General features: G+C 68.4%; 23 protein-coding genes. 12 read left to right on the top strand and 11 right to left on the bottom strand.

Annotation, left to right across the window (positions count from 1 at the left end; translation table 11 throughout):
* Positions 1 to 2: 2 nt before the first annotated feature.
* Positions 3 to 1,508 (bottom strand): YifB family Mg chelatase-like AAA ATPase, encoded by a 1,506-nt coding sequence (locus tag EO081_RS03500; protein ID WP_129340524.1) that lies wholly within the window; start codon positions 1,506 to 1,508, stop codon positions 3 to 5.
* A 246-nt stretch (positions 1,509 to 1,754) separates the two neighbouring features.
* Here EO081_RS03500 and rpmH point away from each other — a divergent pair, with 246 nt between their 5' ends.
* Genes rpmH through yihA form a run of 5 tightly spaced genes read left to right on the top strand, consistent with a single transcriptional unit; the run spans position 1,755 to position 4,850 of the window.
* Positions 1,755 to 1,889, top strand: a complete 135-nt coding sequence (gene rpmH / locus EO081_RS03495; protein ID WP_125961091.1) for a 50S ribosomal protein L34 — start codon at positions 1,755 to 1,757, stop codon at positions 1,887 to 1,889.
* Entirely contained in the window at positions 1,886 to 2,212 is a 327-nt protein-coding gene (gene rnpA / locus EO081_RS03490; protein ID WP_129341417.1) for a ribonuclease P protein component, read from the top strand. The genes rpmH and rnpA overlap by 4 nt, the downstream gene beginning before the upstream one ends.
* Before the next feature lie 43 nt (positions 2,213 to 2,255).
* Complete coding sequence (gene yidD, locus EO081_RS03485) at positions 2,256 to 2,468, top strand: membrane protein insertion efficiency factor YidD (protein ID WP_129340523.1); 213 nt, start codon at positions 2,256 to 2,258, stop codon at positions 2,466 to 2,468.
* A gap of 25 nt (positions 2,469 to 2,493) precedes the next feature.
* The gene (yidC, locus tag EO081_RS03480; RefSeq protein ID WP_129340522.1) at positions 2,494 to 4,194 is read left to right on the top strand and encodes a membrane protein insertase YidC; all 1,701 of its coding nucleotides are present in this window, start codon (positions 2,494 to 2,496) and stop codon (positions 4,192 to 4,194) included.
* Complete coding sequence (yihA, locus tag EO081_RS03475; protein ID WP_129340521.1) at positions 4,191 to 4,850, top strand: ribosome biogenesis GTP-binding protein YihA/YsxC; 660 nt, start codon at positions 4,191 to 4,193, stop codon at positions 4,848 to 4,850. Before yidC ends, yihA begins: the two co-directional genes overlap by 4 nt.
* A 13-nt stretch (positions 4,851 to 4,863) precedes the next feature.
* Here yihA and EO081_RS03470 read toward each other — a convergent pair whose 3' ends face one another.
* Positions 4,864 to 5,490, bottom strand: a complete 627-nt coding sequence (locus EO081_RS03470; protein WP_129340520.1) for an exopolysaccharide biosynthesis protein — start codon at positions 5,488 to 5,490, stop codon at positions 4,864 to 4,866.
* A gap of 64 nt (positions 5,491 to 5,554) precedes the next feature.
* Here EO081_RS03470 and EO081_RS03465 point away from each other — a divergent pair, with 64 nt between their 5' ends.
* Complete coding sequence (locus EO081_RS03465; RefSeq protein ID WP_129340519.1) at positions 5,555 to 6,226, top strand: glutathione S-transferase family protein; 672 nt, start codon at positions 5,555 to 5,557, stop codon at positions 6,224 to 6,226.
* Here EO081_RS03465 and EO081_RS03460 read toward each other — a convergent pair.
* Positions 6,223 to 6,666, bottom strand: coding sequence for a cupin domain-containing protein (locus EO081_RS03460; RefSeq protein ID WP_129340518.1), 444 nt, complete (start codon positions 6,664 to 6,666; stop codon positions 6,223 to 6,225). The genes EO081_RS03465 and EO081_RS03460 overlap by 4 nt on opposite strands.
* On the opposite strand from EO081_RS03460, the gene dapE reads away from it, so the two are divergent.
* Entirely contained in the window at positions 6,666 to 7,817 is a 1,152-nt protein-coding gene (gene dapE / locus EO081_RS03455) for a succinyl-diaminopimelate desuccinylase (RefSeq protein ID WP_129340517.1), read from the top strand. The two genes, EO081_RS03460 and dapE, sit on opposite strands and share 1 nt — an antisense overlap.
* Before the next feature lie 3 nt (positions 7,818 to 7,820).
* On the opposite strand, the gene EO081_RS03450 is transcribed toward dapE, so the two are convergent.
* The 4 genes from EO081_RS03450 to EO081_RS03435 form a co-directional block, all read right to left on the bottom strand.
* Positions 7,821 to 9,506, bottom strand: a complete 1,686-nt coding sequence (locus tag EO081_RS03450; RefSeq protein ID WP_129340516.1) for a putative bifunctional diguanylate cyclase/phosphodiesterase — start codon at positions 9,504 to 9,506, stop codon at positions 7,821 to 7,823.
* A 61-nt stretch (positions 9,507 to 9,567) separates the two neighbouring features.
* The gene (locus EO081_RS03445) at positions 9,568 to 9,954 is read right to left on the bottom strand and encodes a Smr/MutS family protein (protein WP_311720195.1); all 387 of its coding nucleotides are present in this window, start codon (positions 9,952 to 9,954) and stop codon (positions 9,568 to 9,570) included.
* A 163-nt stretch (positions 9,955 to 10,117) separates the two neighbouring features.
* Complete coding sequence (gene mltA / locus EO081_RS03440; RefSeq protein ID WP_129340514.1) at positions 10,118 to 11,389, bottom strand: murein transglycosylase A; 1,272 nt, start codon at positions 11,387 to 11,389, stop codon at positions 10,118 to 10,120.
* A gap of 5 nt (positions 11,390 to 11,394) precedes the next feature.
* On the bottom strand, positions 11,395 to 12,039 hold the full coding sequence (locus EO081_RS03435) for a Tim44/TimA family putative adaptor protein (RefSeq protein WP_129340513.1): 645 nt from the start codon (positions 12,037 to 12,039) through the stop codon (positions 11,395 to 11,397).
* Positions 12,040 to 12,211: 172 nt separating this feature from the next.
* Here EO081_RS03435 and secB point away from each other — a divergent pair, with 172 nt between their 5' ends.
* The 3 genes from secB to trpS are packed head-to-tail and all read left to right on the top strand — an operon-like array spanning position 12,212 to position 15,375.
* Positions 12,212 to 12,727: a protein-export chaperone SecB gene (gene secB, locus EO081_RS03430; protein WP_129340512.1), complete on the top strand. Its 516-nt coding sequence runs from the start codon at positions 12,212 to 12,214 to the stop codon at positions 12,725 to 12,727.
* A gap of 41 nt (positions 12,728 to 12,768) precedes the next feature.
* On the top strand, positions 12,769 to 14,331 hold the full coding sequence (murJ, locus tag EO081_RS03425; protein ID WP_129340511.1) for a murein biosynthesis integral membrane protein MurJ: 1,563 nt from the start codon (positions 12,769 to 12,771) through the stop codon (positions 14,329 to 14,331).
* A 39-nt stretch (positions 14,332 to 14,370) separates the two neighbouring features.
* Positions 14,371 to 15,375 carry a tryptophan--tRNA ligase gene (gene trpS, locus EO081_RS03420; protein WP_129340510.1) on the top strand — a complete coding sequence of 335 codons (1,005 nt, stop codon included), beginning with the start codon at positions 14,371 to 14,373 and terminating at the stop codon, positions 15,373 to 15,375.
* A 31-nt stretch (positions 15,376 to 15,406) separates the two neighbouring features.
* Here trpS and EO081_RS03415 read toward each other — a convergent pair whose 3' ends face one another.
* Positions 15,407 to 16,468, bottom strand: coding sequence for an SDR family oxidoreductase (locus EO081_RS03415; protein ID WP_129340509.1), 1,062 nt, complete (start codon positions 16,466 to 16,468; stop codon positions 15,407 to 15,409).
* Positions 16,469 to 16,567: 99 nt separating this feature from the next.
* On the opposite strand from EO081_RS03415, the gene EO081_RS03410 reads away from it, so the two are divergent.
* Positions 16,568 to 16,945 (top strand): winged helix-turn-helix transcriptional regulator, encoded by a 378-nt coding sequence (locus EO081_RS03410; protein ID WP_129340508.1) that lies wholly within the window; start codon positions 16,568 to 16,570, stop codon positions 16,943 to 16,945.
* Positions 16,946 to 16,988: 43 nt separating this feature from the next.
* Here the strand turns inward: EO081_RS03410 and dnaA are convergent, their stop codons facing one another.
* The 3 genes from dnaA to mutM form a co-directional block, all read right to left on the bottom strand.
* On the bottom strand, positions 16,989 to 18,476 hold the full coding sequence (gene dnaA / locus EO081_RS03405; protein ID WP_129340507.1) for a chromosomal replication initiator protein DnaA: 1,488 nt from the start codon (positions 18,474 to 18,476) through the stop codon (positions 16,989 to 16,991).
* A 394-nt stretch (positions 18,477 to 18,870) separates the two neighbouring features.
* Positions 18,871 to 19,134, bottom strand: coding sequence for a 30S ribosomal protein S20 (rpsT, locus tag EO081_RS03400; protein WP_125961013.1), 264 nt, complete (start codon positions 19,132 to 19,134; stop codon positions 18,871 to 18,873).
* Between the two features lie 97 nt (positions 19,135 to 19,231).
* A complete protein-coding gene (mutM, locus tag EO081_RS03395) occupies positions 19,232 to 20,044 on the bottom strand; it encodes a bifunctional DNA-formamidopyrimidine glycosylase/DNA-(apurinic or apyrimidinic site) lyase (RefSeq protein ID WP_129340506.1) in 813 nt (270 codons plus the stop codon).
* A gap of 58 nt (positions 20,045 to 20,102) precedes the next feature.
* On the opposite strand from mutM, the gene EO081_RS03390 reads away from it, so the two are divergent.
* Entirely contained in the window at positions 20,103 to 20,834 is a 732-nt protein-coding gene (locus tag EO081_RS03390; RefSeq protein WP_129340505.1) for a class I SAM-dependent methyltransferase, read from the top strand.
* Positions 20,835 to 20,845: the final 11 nt, after the last annotated feature.

The raw sequence follows: 20,845 nt of genomic DNA, 5'->3' as shown, positions 1-20,845 counted from the left end.
TTTCAGGCGCGCGGTGGCTGGCGGCGGTAGCTGAGTGCCTCGGCGACGTGGAGGCGCCCCACGGTTTCTGCGCCCGCCAGATCCGCGATGGTGCGGGCGACGCGAAGCACGCGCGTGTAGCTGCGCGCAGAAAGCCGCATCGCCTCGGCCGCCTGGGCGAGCAGCTTCGCGCCGGCGGCGTCCGGCGTGGCGGTCGTCTCCAGCACTTCGCCGTCCGCCTCTGCATTGGTGCGCGCCGCGACTTGGCGGTAGCGGCGCGCCTGTACGGCACGGGCGGCGGCGACCCGCGCCCCCACCTCCGCCGATCCTTCGGCAGCGACGGGCAACGCCAGGTCCGCGGCGCTCACCGGCTGCATTTCCAGGTGAAGATCGATGCGGTCGAGCAAGGGGCCCGACACGCGCGCCTGGTAGTCGACGGCACAGCGCGGCGCCCGGGAGCAGGCCAGCGCCGGATCCCCCAGATGTCCGCAGCGGCATGGGTTCATCGCTGCGACCAGCTGGATGCGCGCGGGAAAGCTCACATGCGCGTTGGCCCGCGCGACGCTGACGTTGCCGGTCTCCAGCGGCTGGCGCAGCGAATCGAGCACCGCGCGCTGGAACTCGGGCAGCTCGTCCAGGAACAGCACGCCCAGATGGGCGAGACTCACCTCCCCCGGCCGCACGCGAAGCCCCCCGCCCACCAGCGCGGCCATGGAGGCCGAGTGATGCGGCGCCCGGTAGGGCCGCGCCCGTGTCATCCGGCCGCCCGTCAGCGTGCCTGCGACCGAAGCGACCATCGACACCTCCAGCGCCTCGCTCGAATCGAGCGGGGGGAGGATACCGGGAAGGCAGGACGCGAGCAGCGACTTGCCGGCGCCGGGAGGGCCCACCATCAGCAGGTTGTGACCGCCCGCCGCTGCAATCTCCAGCGCGCGCTTCGCGGTTTCCTGTCCCTTCACCCGCCGCAGGTCCGGTCCGGGGACCAGTTCCTCCGCCTCACCCGGTGCGGGTTCGGGCAACAACTGTGTCCCTTTCAGGTGGTTGAGCAGGCCGATCAGGTCCGTCGCGGCGCAGATACTGCCACCCGCCCACGCCGCTTCGGCGCCCTGCGCTGCCGGGCAGATCAGCCCCAGGCCGCGCTCCGACGCGTGAAGCGCCGCGAGCAGCACCCCGGGCGTCGCCGCGATGCGCCCGTCCAGCCCGAGCTCGCCGACGACGAGATATTCGGACAGCGTCTCCGCATCGACGACGCCCATCGCCGCCAGCAGCCCGAGCGCGATCGGAAGATCATAGTGCGATCCCTCCTTGGGCAGGTCGGCCGGGGAGAGGTTGACCGTGATCCGCTTGGGCGGGAGCGACAGGCCGATCGCGGCAATGGCGGCGCGAACGCGCTCGCGGCTTTCGCCCACCGCCTTGTCCGGAAGCCCGACGACGACAAATGCCGGCACGCCGGGTGCCAGCTGCACCTGCGCCTCGACCGCGCGCGCTTCCAGCCCGAGATACGCCGCCGTCGATACGATCGCGACCATGCTGCCCCCCTCTCCCCGGCACTGCATAGCCGGTTTCGGGCGAAGGGAAACAGCCGCCCGTGTCTTGCGCAAACAATACACAGGGTCCACATCGGCGCGATGTGGCGCAGCCCCTCTTCCGCTCCTGTCCCGGCACAGCCGCGTTGACTTGGGGAGGCGGCTTGCCTATGGGCTGCGGGCACACGGCCGCCGTTCAGGGCGGCTTTTTCCGTTATTGTAGACGTTCGATATCCCGGGGAATGAGTGATGAAGCGGACCTTTCAGCCGAGCAACCTGGTGCGTTCGCGTCGCCACGGCTTCCGGACTCGCATGGCGACGCCGGGTGGCCGCAAGGTGATTCGCGCCCGTCGCAACCGCGGCCGCAAGAAGCTGTCGGCCTGACGCGCCTTACCCGTCGCAGCGAGTATCTCGCTGCGAACGGAGGCAAGCGTGCGCCGATGCCGGGCTTCGTGCTGCTGGTGCGCGCACGCGAGGATGCCGATCCGACGATGCGGATCGGCATCACCGTATCCAAGAAAGTCGGCAACGCCGTCGCCCGCAACCGGGTGAAGCGGCGTTTTCGTGCGCTTGCGCGCGAAGTCCTGCCGGCTGCAGGCATCGCCGGTGCCGACCATGTGCTGATCGGACGCACCTCCGCGATCGAACGGCCCTATGAGTCGCTCAAGACCGAACTGGTCAAGGCGCTGCGCAAGGTGACCCGGTGACCACCGGGCGCCTTCCTCCCCCCGTTTCATTCGGCGCCATGTGGTGATCGCACGGCTGCTGATTCTCGTCGCGCGCGGTTGGCAGCTGGGTCCTTCGCTGATCCTGCCCTCCAGCTGCCGCTACAGCCCCAGCTGTTCGGCCTATGCAATCGAGGCGCTTGGCCGCTATGGCGCGCTGAAGGGCGGCTGGCTTGCGGCGCGGCGGATCGCGCGCTGCCATCCGTGGGGCGGCCACGGCTACGATCCGGTACCATGACGACCGAGCACACAGGGATACGTCGGTGAAGAACGACCAGAAGAACTTCGTCCTCTTCGCGGTGCTGGCCGCGGTGATCCTGTTCGGCTGGCAGCCGATCGCCAGCTATTTCTTCCCGGCCGCCAACCCGCCCGCGACCAAGATCGTCGAGGGCAAGAGCGAGGTGGTGCCGAACCCGGGCGCCGATCCTGCCGCTGATTCGCCCGTGGCCGTGCGCGACCGCGCGCTCGTGCTGCGCGAGACGCCGCGCATCGCCATCGACACGCCGCGCCTGAAGGGCTCGATCAACCTCAAGGGCGCCCGCATCGACGATCTGGTGCTCACCCGCCACAAGGAAACGATCGCCAAGAACAGCGACCCGATCCGCATCCTCTCGCCCTCGGGCACCGGCGACGCCTATTTCGCGAGCTTCGGCTGGTCGGGCAACGGCGTGCAGGCGCCGGGTGCCGACACCGTCTGGCAGGCCAGCGGCACGCGCCTGACCCCGACGACGCCGGTGACGCTCACCAGCCAGGTCGGCGGCCAGCGCTACCAGATCCAGATCGCGGTCGACGACGGCTATATGTTCACCGTCCGCCAAACGATCGGCAACGCAGGCGCGCAGCCGGTGCAGGCAGCGACCTATGGCCTTTTGAGCCGCCGCGCCCCGCCGCGCGACAAGGACACGTGGAGCATCCATTCGGGCCCGATCTATGAGATCAAGGGCGGCGTGAACTTCGACGTCAACTACACCGACGTCGACGAGGCACCGCAGAAGTTCGACACCCAGGGCGGCTGGGCCGGCTTCACCGACCATTACTGGCTGACTGCGCTGGTGCCGGATCAGGGCAAGAGCAACGTCATCCAGTTCCGCAACACCGGCGACAACGTCCACCAGGCGGACTATCGCCCCGCAAGCCTGACGACCGTGCAGCCGGGGCAGCAGGTGACCGCGACCTCGCGCTTCTTCGCCGGGGCCAAGGAAGTCGACCTGCTCGACCGCTATGAGGATGCGGGCGTGGTCCAATTCGGCAATGCGATCGACTGGGGCTGGTTCGGCATCGTCGAGAAGCCAATCTTCGCCTATCTCGACTGGCTGTTCCGCATGATCGGCAACTTCGGTGTGGCGATCATCCTGCTGACCCTCACCATCCGCCTGCTGATGTTCCCGATCGCCCAGCGCCAGTTCGCCTCGATGGCGGCGATGCGCGCGCTCCAGCCCAAGCTGAAGGTGCTTCAGGAGCGCTACAAGGACGACAAGCCGCGCCTCCAGCAGGAGATGATGGGCCTGTACAAGCAGGAGAAGGTGAACCCCGTTGCGGGCTGCCTGCCGACGCTGCTGCAGATCCCGGTGTTCTACGCACTCTACAAGGTGCTAATGCTCACCATCGAGATGCGCCACCAGCCGTTCGTCGGCTGGATCAAGGACCTCTCGGCACCCGATCCGCTGACGCCGGTGAACCTGTTCGGCCTGCTGCCGTTCACGCCGCCGAGCTTCATCGCGATCGGCGTGATCCCGATCCTCCTGGGCGTGTCGATGTACTTCCAGTTCAAGCTGAACCCGCAGCCGATGGACGACGCACAGAAGCAGGTATTCGGCCTGATGCCCTGGGTGATGATGTTCATCATGGCACCGTTCGCGGTCGGCCTGCAGGTCTACTGGATCACGTCCAACCTGCTGACCATCGCGCAGCAGCAGCTGCTCTATTCGCGCCATCCCGGCCTGAAGACGGCGCCCGCCAAGTGACGGATGTCCCCGTCCCCGTAGAGGCGTTCGATCCGGAAGCGATCGAGGCGGCGCGCAAGCTGTTCGCCGGGCCGATCGCCTTCCTGCGCTCGGCCCCGGCGCTCCAGCACCTGCCCGATCCGGTGGTGCCGGAGATCGCCTTTGCCGGACGTTCGAACGTGGGCAAGTCGTCGCTGCTGAACGCGCTCACCGGCCGCAACAGCCTGGCGCGGACCTCGGTGACGCCGGGCCGCACGCAGGAGCTGAACTTCTTCGACGTGGGCGATCCGCTGCGGTTCCGGCTGGTCGACATGCCCGGCTATGGCTTTGCCAAGGCGCCCAAGGACGTGGTGCGCAAGTGGCGCTACCTAGTGAACGACTATCTGCGCGGGCGTGTGGTGCTCAAGCGGACGCTGGTGCTGATCGACTCGCGCCACGGCATCAAGGATGTCGATCGCGAGGTGCTGGAGATGCTCGACAAGGCAGCGGTCAGCTACCGCGTCGTCCTGACCAAGGCGGACAAGATCAAGGCGAGCGAGCTCGCCGCCGTGCATGCCGCCACGGTGGCAGAGGCGCGCAAGCGGCCGGCCGCGCATCCGGAGGTGCTCGCCACCTCCAGCGAAAAGGGCATGGGCATCCCCGAGCTGCGCGCGGCGGTCGTCGAATCGATCGACTGAGGCGCGGGCTGGTTCAGCCGCCCCCGCCCTGCCCCCCGCGGCCGAAGAACCAGCCAAGCCCGCCGCCGATCGCCGCAACCGAGAGGATGCAGGCGATCACCATCAGCAGCCCGTCGCGCACCAGCAGGGCCAGCCCGAACGACAGGATCGCCACCATCGGAAGCGTGCTGGCGAACGGCAGCAACTCGAGCGGCGGCACCGTGGTGCAGAGCGCGATGATTGCGATCGCGGCGATCTTGATCATCGGCCCCTTGGTGAAGGCCGGCATGCGGCCGTGGAACCAGCGGTCGAGCCACTTGGCGACCGGCCGCATCTTGTCGGCGACCTTGACCAGCTTCTCGCCCTTCAGGCCGCGGTTCGCGAGAAAGCCGGGCAGCCACAGGTCCTTGCGTCCGAACAGCAACTGAAGCGCGAGCAGCACCATGACCACCGCCATCGCGGTGGGCAGGCCCGGGATGCCGCCAACCGGCGAGATGTCGATCAACGGGAAGATGATGAAGAAGGGGCCGTAGGCGCGATGGCCCATCGCCTGGACGGCGTCGCCCAGCTTCGCCTTGTCGTGCCCGGCCTCCTCGCCGAGCTCCTTGAGCCGATCGAGCACGTCGCCGACGCTCTGCGGATCCTTGTTCTGCTCCGTCATCGTTGCGCCAACGGAATTGTCGCAAGGCGGTTCCGTTGCGGGAAGCGGCAGGCTAGACCGCGGCATGCTCAAGCTCATCCTCGGCAACAAGGCCTATTCCTCCTGGTCTCTTCGCGGCTGGCTCGCGGCCAAGCTCTCGGGGCTTCCGTTCGAGGAAATGGTCGTCCCGCTCTACGACGAGGGCTGGGACCGCCGACGCGAGGGCGACGAGTTCGCCCCCTCCTCGGGCAAGGTGCCGATCCTGTGGGATGGCGATGTGGTGGTTTGGGACAGCCTGGCCATCGTCGAATATCTGAACGAGAAGTCGGGTGGCGAACGGTTTTGGCCGGCGGACACGGCCGCGCGCGCAATGGCGCGTTCGATGGCCGCGGAGATGCATTCCGGCTTTCAGGCGCTTCGCCGCAAGCACAGCATGAACATCCGTCAGGTCTATCCGCCTGCCCGCCTCGACAACGACGTGGTGCACGACGTCACCCGGGTGCTGGAGCTCTGGGCGCAGGCGCGCGCGCGGTTCGGCGGCACCGGCGAGTTCCTATTCGGCGAGTTCGGCGCCGTGGATGCGATGTTCGCGCCGGTGGTGACCCGCTTCGTCACCTATTCGATTCCGATGCCGCCGTTCGCCGCGGCCTATATGCAGGCGGTACTCTCCCACCGCTGGATGCAGGACTGGATCGCGAGCGCCCAGGAAGAGGAATGGGTGATCGAGCGGTTCGAACAGGCGACCGACGCCCCCTAGGCCGGTTTTCCGCCCACGCGATAGCCCTCCCCGGGCGTCAGCACCATGTCGATGTCCGGATAGTGGCAGCGGCTCTGCGCTGGCCGCCCGACGGCCACGAAGACGCAGTCGGCATCGCTGCGGTTCTGCAGCACATGCCCGTTGCCGTCGTTCTTGGGGAATGCGGCGCAGTCGCCGGCCCGCATCGTCGTCTCGCCGGTGTCGTCGACCAGCACCGCTTCCCCCGACAGGATCGCGACGAACTCATCCTCTCCTTCGTGCCAGTGCCGTTGGGACGACCACGCGCCGGGACGCAGGACGACATGGCTGACACCGAAATCTTCGAGGCCGGCCGCAGGCGCCAGGCGACGGTACCAGCGGCCCCGGACCGCCTCCCCGAACGGCGCCGGATACCCGGTCGCGTTGGTCTGCGGGATTGTATCGAGTTCGAGCTTGGGCAATGCCCCCTCCATCATCTGAAGGAACCAGCGTGGCAGACGTCGTCGAACTTACCAAGGCACTGATCGCAGCCGAAAGCGTCACCCCTGCCCGCGGGCCGGTGTTCGACGTGCTGGAAGCGGCGCTGCGTCCGTTGGGGTTCGACGTCGATCGCTTCGTCTGCGGCGAGGCTCCGGATGGCCCCGTCGAAAACCTGATCGCGGTACGCGGCAGCGGCGGCCGCCACCTGGCGTTCGCCGGCCACGTCGACGTGGTTCCGGCGGGCGACGGCTGGACCGCAGGACCTTTTTCGGGCGAGGAACGCGCAGGGCTGATCTACGGACGCGGCGCCGTCGACATGAAGGGCGCCGTCGCGGCGTTCGTCGCGGCCTGCGCGCAAGTGCCGGTCGATGCGGGCACGCTGTCGCTGCTGATCACCGGCGACGAGGAAGGCCCCGCCGTCTTCGGTACGCGCGCGATCATCGATCGGATGGCCGAGCGCGGCCTGGCACCGGATCTCTGCCTGGTGGGCGAGCCCACCTCCACCGGCCGGCTGGGCGACATGATCAAGATCGGGCGGCGCGGCTCCGTCAACATCTGGATCGACGTGAACGGCCGCCAAGGACATGTGGCGTACCCGCATCTCGCGGACAATCCGGTCCCCCGTCTCGTCAGGGCCCTCGCGGAGATCGACGCCTTGATCCTCGACGAAGGAACCGAGTGGTTCCAGTCGTCGAACCTGGAGGCGACCGATCTGAGCGTCGGCAACCTCGCCACCAACGTCATCCCCGGTCGGGCGTCCGCCCGCCTGTCGATCCGCTTCAACGACCTGCATCGCGGCGAAGCGCTGGTGGAGCGCATCCGCGCGATCGTGGAGCGGCACACGCCCGATGCCCATGTCGTCGGCAAGGTTTCGGGCGAGGCGTTTCTGACGCCTCCGGGGACCTTCTCGACGCTGATCGCGGATGCCATCCGCGAACACACCGGCCTCACGCCGGAGTTGTCGACCACCGGCGGAACCTCCGACGCGCGCTTCCTCTCGCGGCTCTGCCCCACCGTGGAGTTCGGGCTCCTGAACGCCACCATGCACAAGCTGGACGAGGCGGTAGCAGTAGAGGATCTTCGCAGCCTTCAGGCGATCTACGCGACCTTGATACGCCGCGCACTCGGCTGAGCTTCAGCCGGCGAGGCGGCGCCCGGCCGCGGGCGAATCGAGCCAGTCGAGGAATGCTTCCTCTTCCATGGGCGCGGCGATCGCATAGCCCTGCAGCACGTCGCAGCCGATCATACGCAGCATCTTCGCCTGCTCCGCGCTCTCGATGCCTTCGGCAACCGCCGTGCAGCCGAGACCGTGGACCAATCCCACCAGGGCCTGCGCGATCGCGCGCGCTTCATCGCTTTCGGCCACATGGATGGTGAGAGCCCGGTCGAGCTTCACGCGGTCGATCGGAAGCTCGCGCAGGCGCGCGATGCTCGAAAAGCCGGTGCCGAAATCGTCGAGCGCCACGCTGGCGCCGTCTCCGCGCAGCACCGTCACCGCGTCCAGCGCGTCCTCGCTGCATCGCATCAGCAGCGACTCCTTGAGTTCCAATTCGAGCATGGACGCCGGCGCGCCGGCGCTTGCGACCGCGTTGCGCAGCTTGCGCACGAAGCTCGCATGGTCGAGCTCGCTCGCGCTGATGTTGACGCTCAGTCGATGGCGGATTCCCTTCGCGTGCCATCGCCCGATGGTCGCCGCCACCTCCTGGATGATCTGGTCGCCCAGTTCGATGATCAGCCCCGTCTCCTCCGCGCAGGGCAGGAAGCTTGCCGGCAAACGCATGCCGTCCGGATGATGCCAGCGCACCAGCGCCTCGGCCCCGCAGGCAGAGCCCGTCACGGCAAGGACCTGCGGCTGGAACACCAGCCCGAACTCGCCACGATCGATGCCACGCCGCAGCTCCTGCTCCAGCGTCTTGCGCGCGGCGAGCGCGGCGGCGAGCTGCGCATCGAAGGCGTGGACTCGCCCCCGCCCCCCCGCCTTTGCGGCATACATCGCGGTGTCGGCGGCCCGGGTAAGATCGACGAAGTCGCAACCGTGCGCCGGCCACTGCGCGATCCCGATCGAAGCGCCGGCCTGGATCTCGCAATCGAGAAGTCGATGCGGCGCATCCAGCACGTTCAGGATGCCCAGCGCGACCCGCTTCGGGTCCCTTGCCGCCTGGCCGCAGAGCAGGATGTTGAACTCGTCGCCCCCCAACCGCCCGACGATGGGCTGGTCCTCCGGCAGTTCCCCGGACAAGTGATCGGCTGCCTGACGAAGCCGTTCCCCCACCTGCGCCAGCAGCAGGTCGCCGGTCGCGTGGCCATAGGTGTCGTTGACCGCCTTGAACCGGTCCAGGTCCAGGAACAGCAACGCCGCTGGCGGGCTGGGCTGCATGCGCCCCAGCCGCTCCAGCCGCGCCTCGACGAGTCGCTGGAAATGGGAGCGGTTGGGCAGTTCGGTCACGGTGTCGATCTGCGCGGCGCGCTCCACCGCCTCGAGCGTCGTGCGCAGCTGATCGAACAATGCCTGCATGGCGCGGGCGAGACTTGGCACGAAGTTCCACACCGGCCGCGGGATCGGGCTCTGAAGATCGCCCCGCGTCGCTTTGCTCAGCCTCAGGATGGCCTCGTCCACCGCACCCGCGGTGGTGGAGACGTGCCGTTCGGCCGAGGCCCAGCACATGGTCGCGCACACCACCGCCGGGATCAGTGCGCTGGACGCGGTCAGCGCATCCAGCCGACCATGGGTGGTCGCCAAAAGGGCGAGAAAGAAGCTGACCGCGCCGGCGCAGGCGGCGAACACGATTGCGCGGCGTTTGAGCGACTTCGCGTGTGGCAACCCGAACGCCTCCCGTCTGCGCTTCCGTTCGGGCAGCAGCGTGCGGCGAAAAAGTTAACTTTCAGCGCCCACGTACCGTCGGGCGCCGCAAAATGACGTAAAGGGCACCCGCACCTCCATGCCGGGGGTGGGCACCGCGCACCGCGGCGATCCGGTCCGCGTGGCGGGACGCCGCAAGCCAGTCCGGCACGGCGGCGCGAATCGCCCCGCGCGCGAAGGGGCGCTCCGCGTCCGGGCGGGGTGCACGTCCCGTCACGAGCAGGAGGACCCGGTCGCCGCGCCCGATCGACCGCTCCAGCGCGCGGTCCAGCATCGCGTGGGCCGAGGCCAGGCTGTGCCCATGCAAGTCGAAGCTGCTGTCGGGCGCAACAAGCCCGCGCGAGAGGCGGCGGTCCCAGCTGCCGTCGAGAAGATTTGAGACCTGCGGCGAGGGAGCTTGCGCCGGCACTGCCGCGCGCAACGGGGGTATCCGGCCCCGGGGCGGCTTCCCAGGCTTGGGCTCGGGCGGCGGTGGTGCTGGTGGCGGGGGAAGCGGCTTTGGCTTCGCCGGCGCAGCGTGCAGCGGCCTCAGGCCCGCGGTTACGCGCGCCCAGAGCGCCGCTTCGCCCTCGCTAAGGCGTCGGCCGACCACCGCGCCCTGCATTCAGCCGCGCCAGAGCGCCACGGGGCAGAAGCACGAATGCGGTGCCACGCGCGGACATGCCGCCCGCGATCGCCCGCGCCTCGTCCCCGGCGCCCCAGAAAGTGTCGAAGCGATTGGCGCCCTTGATCGCGCCGCCGGTATCCTGCGCGACCCAGAGTCCCGTCGCATCGGTGCGATCCATCGACAGAAACACCGGCGCGCCCAGCGGCACGAACTTCGGATCCGCCGCAACGCTCGCCTGGCCCGTCACCGGCACGCCCAGAGCGCCGAGCGGCCCGGCCCCCGTCAACTCGCGGAAGAACACGAAGCTCTTGTTCTCGCGCATGATCGCACGCCCCTCCGCAGGGTGCGCGCGCAGCCATGCGACGATACCCTGCATGGAGGATTGACCGGGCCCGAGTAGGCCGCGGTCCTTCATCAGCTTGCCGATGCCGGTATAGTCGCGCCCGTTCTGGCCGGCATAGCCGATCCGCATGACGGACCCGTCCGGCAGCCGCAGGCGACCGGAACCCTGGACCTGAAGGAAGAAGAACTCGATCGGGTCCGCCGCCCAGCCGATCTCCAGGCCGCGGCCTTCCAGCGCGCCTTCCTCGATCTGGGTGCGGTCGTAATAGGGAACAAAGCTGCTGCCCTCGGCCCGGCCGCGGATCCGCTTGCCCTTGTACGCGTCCGAGAACAGACCGAGGTCGACTTCGATCAGATCGCTGGGCTTTGCATAGACGGGCACGTCATAGCCGCGCTCGCGCCGGCGGGACCCCGCGATCTCGGGCTCGAAATAGCCGGTCGCGAAGGCGCGGCCCTCGCCCACCTGAACAGGCTCGAGCTGGGTGGCGAAGAACTGCATCGCGTTGCCTGCCGGCACCGTCGCTGCGGCATTGCAAGCAGCGACCCAATCGCCAGGCTGCGTGAGGCCGCTCGCATCGGTGCGGCGGACGAGCGAAGGACAACTGATACGAAAGGCCGCCAGCGCCCGCGCCGCGCTTTCCGGCGTGATCGGCAAGCTGGACGGTCCGGCGAGGACGCCGCTCGCAGCCGCAGTCACCGCCCCCGCGACCGGCGCGACCGCAGCGGGTGCCATCGGCGTCGCCGCCACCGGCTGCCGCACCGGCAGCGCCGTCGACGGCGGCCGGGTGGTAGATGGACGCGCCGGCGCCGGCGCCGTCTCCATGCCACGCGGCACGATCGTGTTCGAACAACCCGCCAGCAGCACCGCCAGTGCCGCCGCCCCCCACATCCGCATCGAGGTCACGCCTCGTCGGTGTCGGAAAGCTTCCAGTTCGGATCGCCGCTCTTGAGCATCCGTGCGAAGGTCCAGACGTCGTGCGTCTCGACCGCGTCGGTCAGCGAGCCGGCGACCACCTGGCCCTCCGCATCGCGGGTGACGGCCGCGATGTCGGCGTCGAAGCGCACCGTGACGCGAGCAAGCCCACCGGCAACGCTCGCGTCGCTGATCACCGCGCGCTCGATCGACACCAGCCGGTTGTCCAGCGTGTGGCCCGCTTCCTCGCGCGCGTCGATCGCAGCGGCGAACGCGGTCTGCACCTCGGCTTCGGTCAGCCAGGCCAGGGTGTCGCGGTCGCCCTTCCAGAAAGCTTCCAGGATCATGCGGTAGGCGGACTTGGCGCCTTCCAGGAACTCGGCGACGTCGAACGTCGGATCGCTCGCGACGATCGCGCGCAGGCCGCTTTCGGCCGCGGGCTCGACATGACGCTGGGCGACGTCGCGCGGCTCCGGCTGCACGTCGATGGTGCGGGGCACCGGCGGCACGCCGACGCGCTCCTCGGCGGGGCGGGCAAGGGGCTGTTCATGGCCGGTGCGCTTGCCCAGCACCGCGTAGAGACGCAGTGCGAGGAACCCCGCGACCATTCCCAGAAGAACAACGACCAGCACTTCGCCTCCCAAATCTGACGCGACCAACATAGGGGCAAGCAGGGCCAGTTTCAAATGGCTGCGGGCGGCCCATCGCACGGGCGCCGCCGTTGAACTGGCGCCGATCGCCTGCTAGGCGCCGAGCCGAAAAACGCGGCAGGCCGCAAAGCTATCCTTCAGCAAGGAAATTCCCATGGACGACCAGAACGACGCCGGCCTCGACGAAAGCTTCGCCAACGGTGCCGACAATCAGCCGCAGGTCGGCGTCCTCTCGCAATATGTGAAGGATCTGTCGTTCGAGAACCCGAATGCGCCGGGCATCTACCAGGTGCAGGGCCAGCCCAAGCTGGACGTCCAGTTCAACATCGGCGCGACCACCGTCGGCGAGGGCGTGCACGAGGTAGTGCTCAAGATCGAGGCACGTGCGGACGTCGAGGGCCAGGCGCTCTACCTCATCGAGCTGAGCTACGCCGGTCTCTTCGGCCTGCGCAACATCCCGGACGAGCACCTCCAGCCGTTCCTGCTCGCCGAAGCGCCGCGCATCATCTTCCCGTTCGCGCGCCGCGTGCTCGCCGACGCGGTCCGCGACGGCGGCTTCCCGCCGCTGATGCTGGAGCCGATCGACTTCGGCGCGCTCTACATGCAGCAGGCGGCGGCGGCTGCAGGCGAACTGTCGGGCAACGCAGCCGGCACGATCGGCCACGCCTGACCCCTGACCTGCGGACGGGCTGACCAAGGCGGCTGACCGGAATGAAGCTCGTTCGCACTCTCGGCTCGGTTGGAGGGCTTACGCTCGCCAGCCGGGTCCTGGCTCTGGTTCGCGATTCGCTGCAGGCGCGCTATGTGGGGGCGAGCTTCGCCTCCGACGCCTTCACGATCGCGTTCCGCCTGCCCAACATGTTCCGCGCGCTGTTCGCGGAAGGCGCGTTCAACGCCGCCTTCATCCCCATGTTCAACCGCAAGGTCGGCGAGACCGGCGAGCTTTCGGCCGGCCTGGACTTCGCAGAGCGCGCGCTTTCGATGTTGTTCGCGGTGCTGCTGGGCTTCACCGCGGTCATGCTGATCGCGGCCTGGCCGATCACCTGGGCGATGTCGCTCGGCTTCAACAACGCCACGCCCGACCAGTTCGCCTTTGCGGTGCAGCTGTCGCGGATCACCATCCCCTATCTGATGCTGATCTCGCTGGCATCGCTCCTGGGCGGCATCCTCAACTCGCTCGACAAGTTCTGGGTGAACGCCGCTGCGCCGATCCTGCTCAACATCGCGATGGTCACCGCGCTCGTCTTCTTCAACGGCGATCCGTACGAAACCGCGCGCGCGCAGGCGGTGGCAATCCCGATCGGCGGGCTGCTGCAACTCGGCTGGCTGGCGCTGGCATGCCGCCGGTCGGGCGTCTCGCTTCGCCCACGCCTCCCCCGGCTCGACCCCGAAGTGAAGCGGCTGATGAAGCTCATCCTGCCGGCTGCGATGGGAGCAGGCGCGTCGCAGGTGAACCTGCTGATCTCCAGCGCGCTTGCGGCCCGGCTGCTCGCGGCAGGTTCGATCTCGTACATCTACTATGCCGACCGGCTGAACCAGTTGCCGCTTGGGCTGATCGGGATCGGGCTGGGCACCATTCTCCTCCCCACCATCTCGCGCCTGCTGGGCGCCGGGCGCGATGTGGAGGCGATGGAGACGCAGAACCGCGGCACGGAACTCGCACTATTCCTGACGCTGCCCGCGATGGTGGCGCTGATCGTCGCGGCCGAGCCGATCGTGCGCGGACTGTTCCAATATGGCGAGTTCGACGCGGCAGATACGCGCGCCTGCGCCTGGGCGCTCGCCGGCTTTTCGGTCGGCCTGCCCTCCTATGTGCTCGTGAAGGTGCTGACGCCCGGCTATTACGCGCGCCAAGACACCCGCACCCCGGTGCGCTATGCGATGTGGTCGGTGGGCGTGAACATCGCTGCCAACATCGTCCTGATCCCGCTGCTCGGCCATGTCGGCCCGCCGCTCGCGACCGCACTCGCCTCCACCGTCAATGTCGCGATGCTGTATCGCACGCTTCGCAAGCGCGGGCATTTCGCCGTCGACGCGCAACTGCGCCGCCGGCTTCCCCGGCTCGCCCTCGCGGCGCTGTTGATGGGAGCTGCCGTGTTCGGCCTGGAGAGCCTGCTGGACCCTTATCTGGTCGGCCCGATGGCCATGCGGTACGCAGCCCTGGTGGTGCTGGTCGGAACCGGCTGCGCGATCTATGGACTGGCCTGCTTCGTCACCGGCGCGTTCCGGGTGGCGGACGTGAAGGCGCTGATCCGGCGCCGCAGCACCAACTGATCGGCGGCCGCTGCACCGCCCAAGCGCAAGGACCACAAGATGCGTGTCGTCTCCGGCATCCAGACCACCGGCAATCTGCACCTCGGCAACTATCTGGGCGCCATCAAGCAGTGGGTGGCGATGCAGGATGCGATGCAGCCGGGAGACGACTGCCTGTTCTTCCTGGCCGATCTCCATGCGCTGACCGTCGCGCAGGATCCCAAGGAACTCGCCGACAACACCATCGGCATGGCGGCCACGCTGCTGGCGGCCGGCATCGATCCCGACCGCTCGATCCTGTTCAACCAGGCGCGCGTGCCTGCGCATAGCGAGCTGTGCTGGCTGCTGATGGGCACCGCCCGCATGGGCTGGCTCAACCGCATGACCCAGTGGAAGGACAAGGCCGGCAAGAACCGCGAGGGTGCCAGCGCCGGTCTCTTCACCTACCCGGTGCTCCAGGCCGCCGACATCCTCGCCTACAAGGCGACGCACGTGCCCGTGGGCGAGGACCAGAAGCAGCATCTGGAGCTGGCGCGCGACATCGCGACCAAGTTCAACACCGACACCGGCGTCGAGCTCTTTCCCCTGCCCGATCCGCTGATCTCCGCAGCCGCCCCGCGCATCATGAGCTTGCGCGACGGCACGGCCAAGATGTCCAAGTCCGACCCCTCGGACATGAGCCGCATCAACCTGATCGACGACGACGACACCATCGCCGCCAAGTTCCGCAAGGCGCGCACCGATCCGGATCCCCTGCCCGACAGCTTCGACGCGCTGGAAGGCCGGGCAGAGGCGAAGAACCTCGTCACCATCTATGCGGCACTCGCCGACGCGACGCCGCAGTCGGTGGTGGAGCAATACGCCGGCCAAGGCTTCGGGACATTCAAGCCCGCGCTCGCGGACCTGGCCGTCACCGTGCTCGGCCCGATCCGCGATCGGCTGACCCGGCTGCTCGACGATCGCGACTCGGTGTCGGCGGCCCTGGCCAAGGGTGCCGGCCGGGCGACCGCGCTTGCCGCCCCGACGCTGCGTTCGGCTCAGGAGGCTCTGGGCCTGCAGGTCTGAGCCGATCCTGCCGCGCGCCGGCCGGCGTCCCTCAGGGGATCAGCCGGTCGGCGCGCAGCCGCTCGAACAGAGCGAAGAAGGCATCGTCGCTCGGCTGGTAGCCGGTGAAGCCGAGCCTGCGGCTCTTGCCCATGTCGGTCACCACTTCGATCGGGCGGCCGAGATCCGCATCCGTGTGCCAGGGAGACGCGAGTCGGGCGAGGTCCGGCTCCGCAAGCTGTTCGCGCGCTGCGATGGTGCGCCAGAGTTCGGCATCACCGGCCATCTGCGCTTCCAGTCGCTGCACCGTGCCGTCGAACGGCGCGGGCTCGATCCCGAACCACTGCGCGATACGCCCCCACATCCACTGCCACCGGAAGACGTCGCCGTTGACGACGTTGAACGCCTCGTTGCGCGCCGCAGGCGTCGTCGCTGCCCAGAGCAGATGGCTGGCGAGCAGTCGGGCGTCGGTCATGTCGGTGAGCCCCTCCCACTGCGCCGCCGATCCGGGGAAGCGGAACGGCCGGCCGGTTTCGCGGCAGAGTGTCGCATAAACCGCCAGCGTCGTTCCCATGTTCATGGCGTTGCCCACCGCCTTGCCGATCACCGTGTGGGGGCGGTGGACGCTCCAGGAGAAGCCATCGCGCTCGGCGGCTGCGAACACGGCGTCCTCCTGCGCATAATAGAAGTTGGGCACGTCGAGCCGCCCCTGCTCTTCCCGGAACGGCGTTTGCGGGAGAGCGCCCTTCCCATAGGCCTCGAACGGCCCGAGATAGTGCTTCAGCCCGGTGACGAGCGCGACGTGGCGCGGCCCGTGCGTCGGCGGCAGGGCGTCCAGCAGGTTGCGGACCATGGCACCGTTCACGCGGATGTTCTCCGCCTCGCTTTCCTGGCGCGCCCAGGTGGTGATGAACACCGCATCCGGCTGCACGCCTGCGAGCGCCGCCGCGGTCGCGTCCCGGTCGGTCAGGTCGGCGGCGATGGCCGTCACGCCGGACTGCGCCTGCGGCCGCCGCGCGAGGCCGAGCACGCGCCAGCCCTCCGCCAGCAGCAGCTCGGTCGTCGCGCTGCCCACGATCCCGCTCGCGCCCACCACCAATCCCGTCTTCGTCATGATCCTGCTTCCTTGTCCGATTGGCACCCCAGCTAGGCAGCCCGGAGCAAGGCTTCTAGACGGCACCATTCAGGGACATAGGCACCAGGAGGTACCCACATGCAGATCGGTTCGGCCGACGAGGAATGGCGCGAGGATTGCGCGCCCCGTCGCACGCTGGAGCTTTTTGCCACCAAATGGACGAGCATGGTGCTGCACACCCTGCATGTCCGTCACGCAGGGGTTGCGCGCACCGGCGTGCTGCTCCGTAGCCTGCCCGGCATTTCGAAGAAGATGCTGACGCAGACCCTGCGTGAGATGGCGGACAGCGGCCTGATCACGCGCCATGTCCACGGGACGATTCCGCCAGCGGTCGAATATGCGCTGACGCCGCTCGGGCGCCGCTTCGTCGAGCCGGTGGAGCTGCTGTACGCCTGGGGCCGCGACAACGCCGATGCGCTGGACCAGCTGCGGCCCCGTCCGACGTCGCGCCGTTAGGGGCGGTCGTCGCAGGGAGCAGCCCGATCCAGCTGCGCGGCGCTCAGGCGCCCTCGAGCTGCCGCATCAGCTGGCGGACGGCGCCGTCGATCTCGCCGTCCAGCCCGCGAAGCGATTCGATGCGCTTGACCGCATGGATGACGGTCGAATGATCGCGGTTGCCGAACTTGCGGCCGATCTCCGGCAGCGAGCGCGTTGTGAGCCGCTTGGCGAGATACATCGCGATCTGGCGCGGGCGCGCGATCGCGACCGCACGGCGCGCGGAGATCAGGTCGAGCTGCTTGAGCTCGAAGTGGCTGGAAACCGCGCGCTGGATGTCGTCGATGGTGATTCGCTTCTTGGGGCCCTGGAGCATCTCGCCCAAGGTCTGGATCGCGAAGTCCATCGTCACCGGCTGGCCGATCAGCTGCGCATAGGCGACGACGCGGTTGAACGCGCCTTCCAGCTCGCGCACGCTGCCGTGGATGCGGCTGGCGAGCAGGTCGAGCACATCGGCCGGCACCGGCACCGCGGCGTTCTCCGCCAAGCGGCGCGCAAGTATCGCATGGCGCAGTTCCAGCGCCGGCGGCTTGATGTCGGCGACCAGGCCCGCACCCAGGCGCGACACCAGCCGGCTCTCCACCCCGTCGAGCAGGTGCGGGCTGCGATCGCACGCGATCACCAGCCGCTTGCCCGCGTCCATGAACGCGTTGACGGTGTGGAAGCACTCCTCCTGGGTCGCGTCCTTTCCGGCCACGAACTGGAGGTCGTCGATCATCAGCAGGTCGACGGCGCGCAGCCGCGCCTTGAAGCTGTGGGTATCGCGGGCGCGCACCGCGCTCACGAACTCGAACATGAAGCGCTCGGCCGGCATGTAGATCGCCGTCGCCTGCGGATTAGCCGCAAGGAACGCGTGGCCGATCGCGTGCATCAGGTGGGTCTTGCCCTGGCCTGTGCCGCTGTGAAGGTAGAGCGGGCTGAACCGGGGCACGCCGGGCTCGGCCAGCAGCTTAGCCGCGTTGCGCGCGACCCGGTTCGAATCATGGGCGACGAATCGGTCGAAGGTGAAGCGCGGGTCGAACTGCGAGCGCCCCGGCGCGCCGATCGGCTGCGCGGGCACGGGCTCGGCAGCCGGGGCGGGCGCAGGCGAATCGGCCAGCAGCGTCGCGCCCGGCACGGGGACCGCAGGCGCGATCGACTCGCCGGTCAGCACGCGCGCGGGCTCCAGCGTGCTCACGGTCTCGACCGATACGGTGCGGATCTCCGGCAGGCAGGCGCGGAACTCGAACAGCAGCCGGTCGGCGTAGTGGCTCTTCACCCAGTTCGTCATGAACGCCGAGGGCAGGCCCAGGCGCACCATGTCGGCGTCGCTGTCCGACAGCAGCACCATCGGCTTCAGCCAGCGGTCGAACAGCCGCTGCCCTGCGGACAGACGCAGGTTGTGGCGCACGCGCCCCCACGCGGCTTCCACGGCTGCTGCGGTTGCTTCCCCCGTTCCCGTCACGCGAACACACCTCTCCCGCGGCCGAAAGCACCCGCTTCCAGCCCACATTTCAAACTAGCGATAAGCTCCAGCGGTACCCTGGTCGCAACGACCGGAACCGCACGCGAAACCACGCGAAAACCGATGCCCCGGAGCCGAGGCATGGCGCATGTTTAGAAAGCCGACGGAACGAAGATCAAGAGCCCGCTCGCGCCAAAAAAATAATATAGAGCATTGACAGCCCGAACCCGAGGAAATCCGGGACTTTCCAGATTTACCAAGCAATAACAGGCACTTAGCAGGCTTGGTTCGTTTCCGTCACGTTCGAATCGTGACAAATCCGTGACTTGTCCGTGACTTGCCTGCGCGTACTTGATTCGTCCCGGACCGCGGATTGCAGGCACGAAAAAAGGGCTTCGCCGGCACCCCGGCGAAGCCCTTTTCAACCTGCTTGTGCGTGCGCTCAGGCGAGCGACGACACCGCCTTGGTCAGGCGTGCGAACTTGCGCGACGCAGTGTTCTTGTGGAGCACGCCCTTGGCGACGCCCCGCGCCAGTTCCGGCTGCGCTGCGGTCAAAGCAGCCGAAGCCGCCTCACGATCGCCCGATGCCAGCGCCGACTCGACCTTCTTGATGAAGGTCCGGATGCGGCTGACCCGCGCGCCGTTGATTTCCGCGCGACGCTCGTTGCGCCGGATACGCTTCTTCGCCTGTGGCGTGTTCGCCATGTGCCGTCCTGATCCTGTGCTGCATGAACGGGCGCAGAAACTCCACGGCCCGGGAAAGCGGCGCCCCTACCGCGCACCGTCGAAAAGGTCAAGCTTTTCAGCGCTGGCACTTGGGGCACCAGAAGGTGGAACGCCCGCCTTCGGTGCGGCGCTGCACCGTCCCTCCACAGGGACAGGCGGCACCCTCGCGTCCATAGACCCGCCACTGCTTGGAGAAATAGCCCAATTCGCCATCCGGCCGCGCATAATCGCGCAAGGTCGAGCCGCCCGCCTCGATCGCGGCGAGCAGGACGGTGCGGATCGCCTCCACCAGCCGGTCGAGCCGGGCGCGCGCGATCTGCCCGCCCCCCCGCGACGGAGCGATTCGCGCCAGGTTCAGCGCCTCGCACACATAGATGTTGCCGAGCCCGGCGACGATCCGCTGGTCCAGCAGCAACGCCTTTACCGGCGCGACCCGGCCGGCGAATGCCTGCGCCAGATGGCCGCCGGTGAACTCGGGGCCCAGCGGCTCCGGCCCCAGCGCGCGGAACGGCGCCCATGCGTCGAGCGATTCGGTCCGCAACAGATCGAGCGAGCCGAATCGCCGCGGATCGTTCAACGCGAGCGACCTTCCCGCCTCGGTCTCGATCAGCAGGTGGTCGTGCGGCAGCAGTTCCGAAGGATCGACGCGCCATCGCCCGGACATGCCGAGGTGGAAGACGAGGGTGTCCCCGCGGTCGGTATCGATCAGGCCGTATTTGGCGCGGCGGCCAAGCGCGGTCACCTGCGCGCCGGTGAGCCGCTGGCCCAGGTCCTCGGGGATCGCGCGGCGCAGGTCGGCGCGGCGGGGCACGACACGCGCGATGCGCTGCCCCTCCAGCACCGGGCGCAGCCCACGCACGGTGGTTTCGACTTCGGGAAGCTCGGGCATGATGGGTGGGAGCTAGGCAGGGTTTGCCCGGGCCACAAGGCTTGGCTAAGGCGCTTGCATGACCAACACCGTCTCGTTCGGCTATGAAGAAGTCGCCCCCGAGGAAAAGACCCGCCGTGTCGGGGACGTCTTCGCCAGCGTAGCCTCCCGCTACGACCTGATGAACGATGCCATGTCGGGGGGCATGCATCGGCTCTGGAAGGATCGCTTCGTGCGGCGGGTGAAGCCGCAGCCGGGCGAGCAGATCCTCGACATGGCTGGCGGCACCGGGGACATCGCCTTCCGCATGGCGGCCAAGGGCGCATCGATCACGGTCGCCGACATCAATCCGGCGATGCTGGAAGTCGGCATGGGCCGCGCGCAGCAGCGCGGGATCGACGGCCTGGTGTGGACCGAAGCGAACGCAGAAGTGCTCCAGTTTCCCGATCGCTTCTTCGACGCCTACACCATTGCCTTCGGCATCCGGAACGTGACGGACATCCCCAAGGCGTTGCGCGAGGCGCACCGTGTGCTGCGCCGCGGCGGCCGCTTCTTCTGCCTGGAGTTCTCGACCACTCAGTGGCCGGGCTTCGCCGAGGTGTACGACGCCTATTCGCACAAGCTGGTCCCCAAGCTCGGCAAGCTCCTCGCCGATGACGAGGACAGCTATCGCTACCTGATCGAATCGATCCGCCGCTTCCCCGACATGCCGACGTTCGAGCGCATGATCGGCGACGCTGGCTTCGTCCGGACCAAGGTGGAGCCGCTGCTCGGCGGTCTGGTCGCGATCCACAGCGGGTGGAAGATCTGAGCCCCCGTCCC

This window comes from Sphingomonas desiccabilis (assembly GCF_004135605.1).
Taxonomy (GTDB): Bacteria; Pseudomonadota; Alphaproteobacteria; order Sphingomonadales; family Sphingomonadaceae; genus Sphingomonas; species Sphingomonas desiccabilis.
The sequence above is the reverse complement of the archived record's forward strand: the minus strand, read 5'-3'. Positions and strand labels throughout refer to the sequence as shown.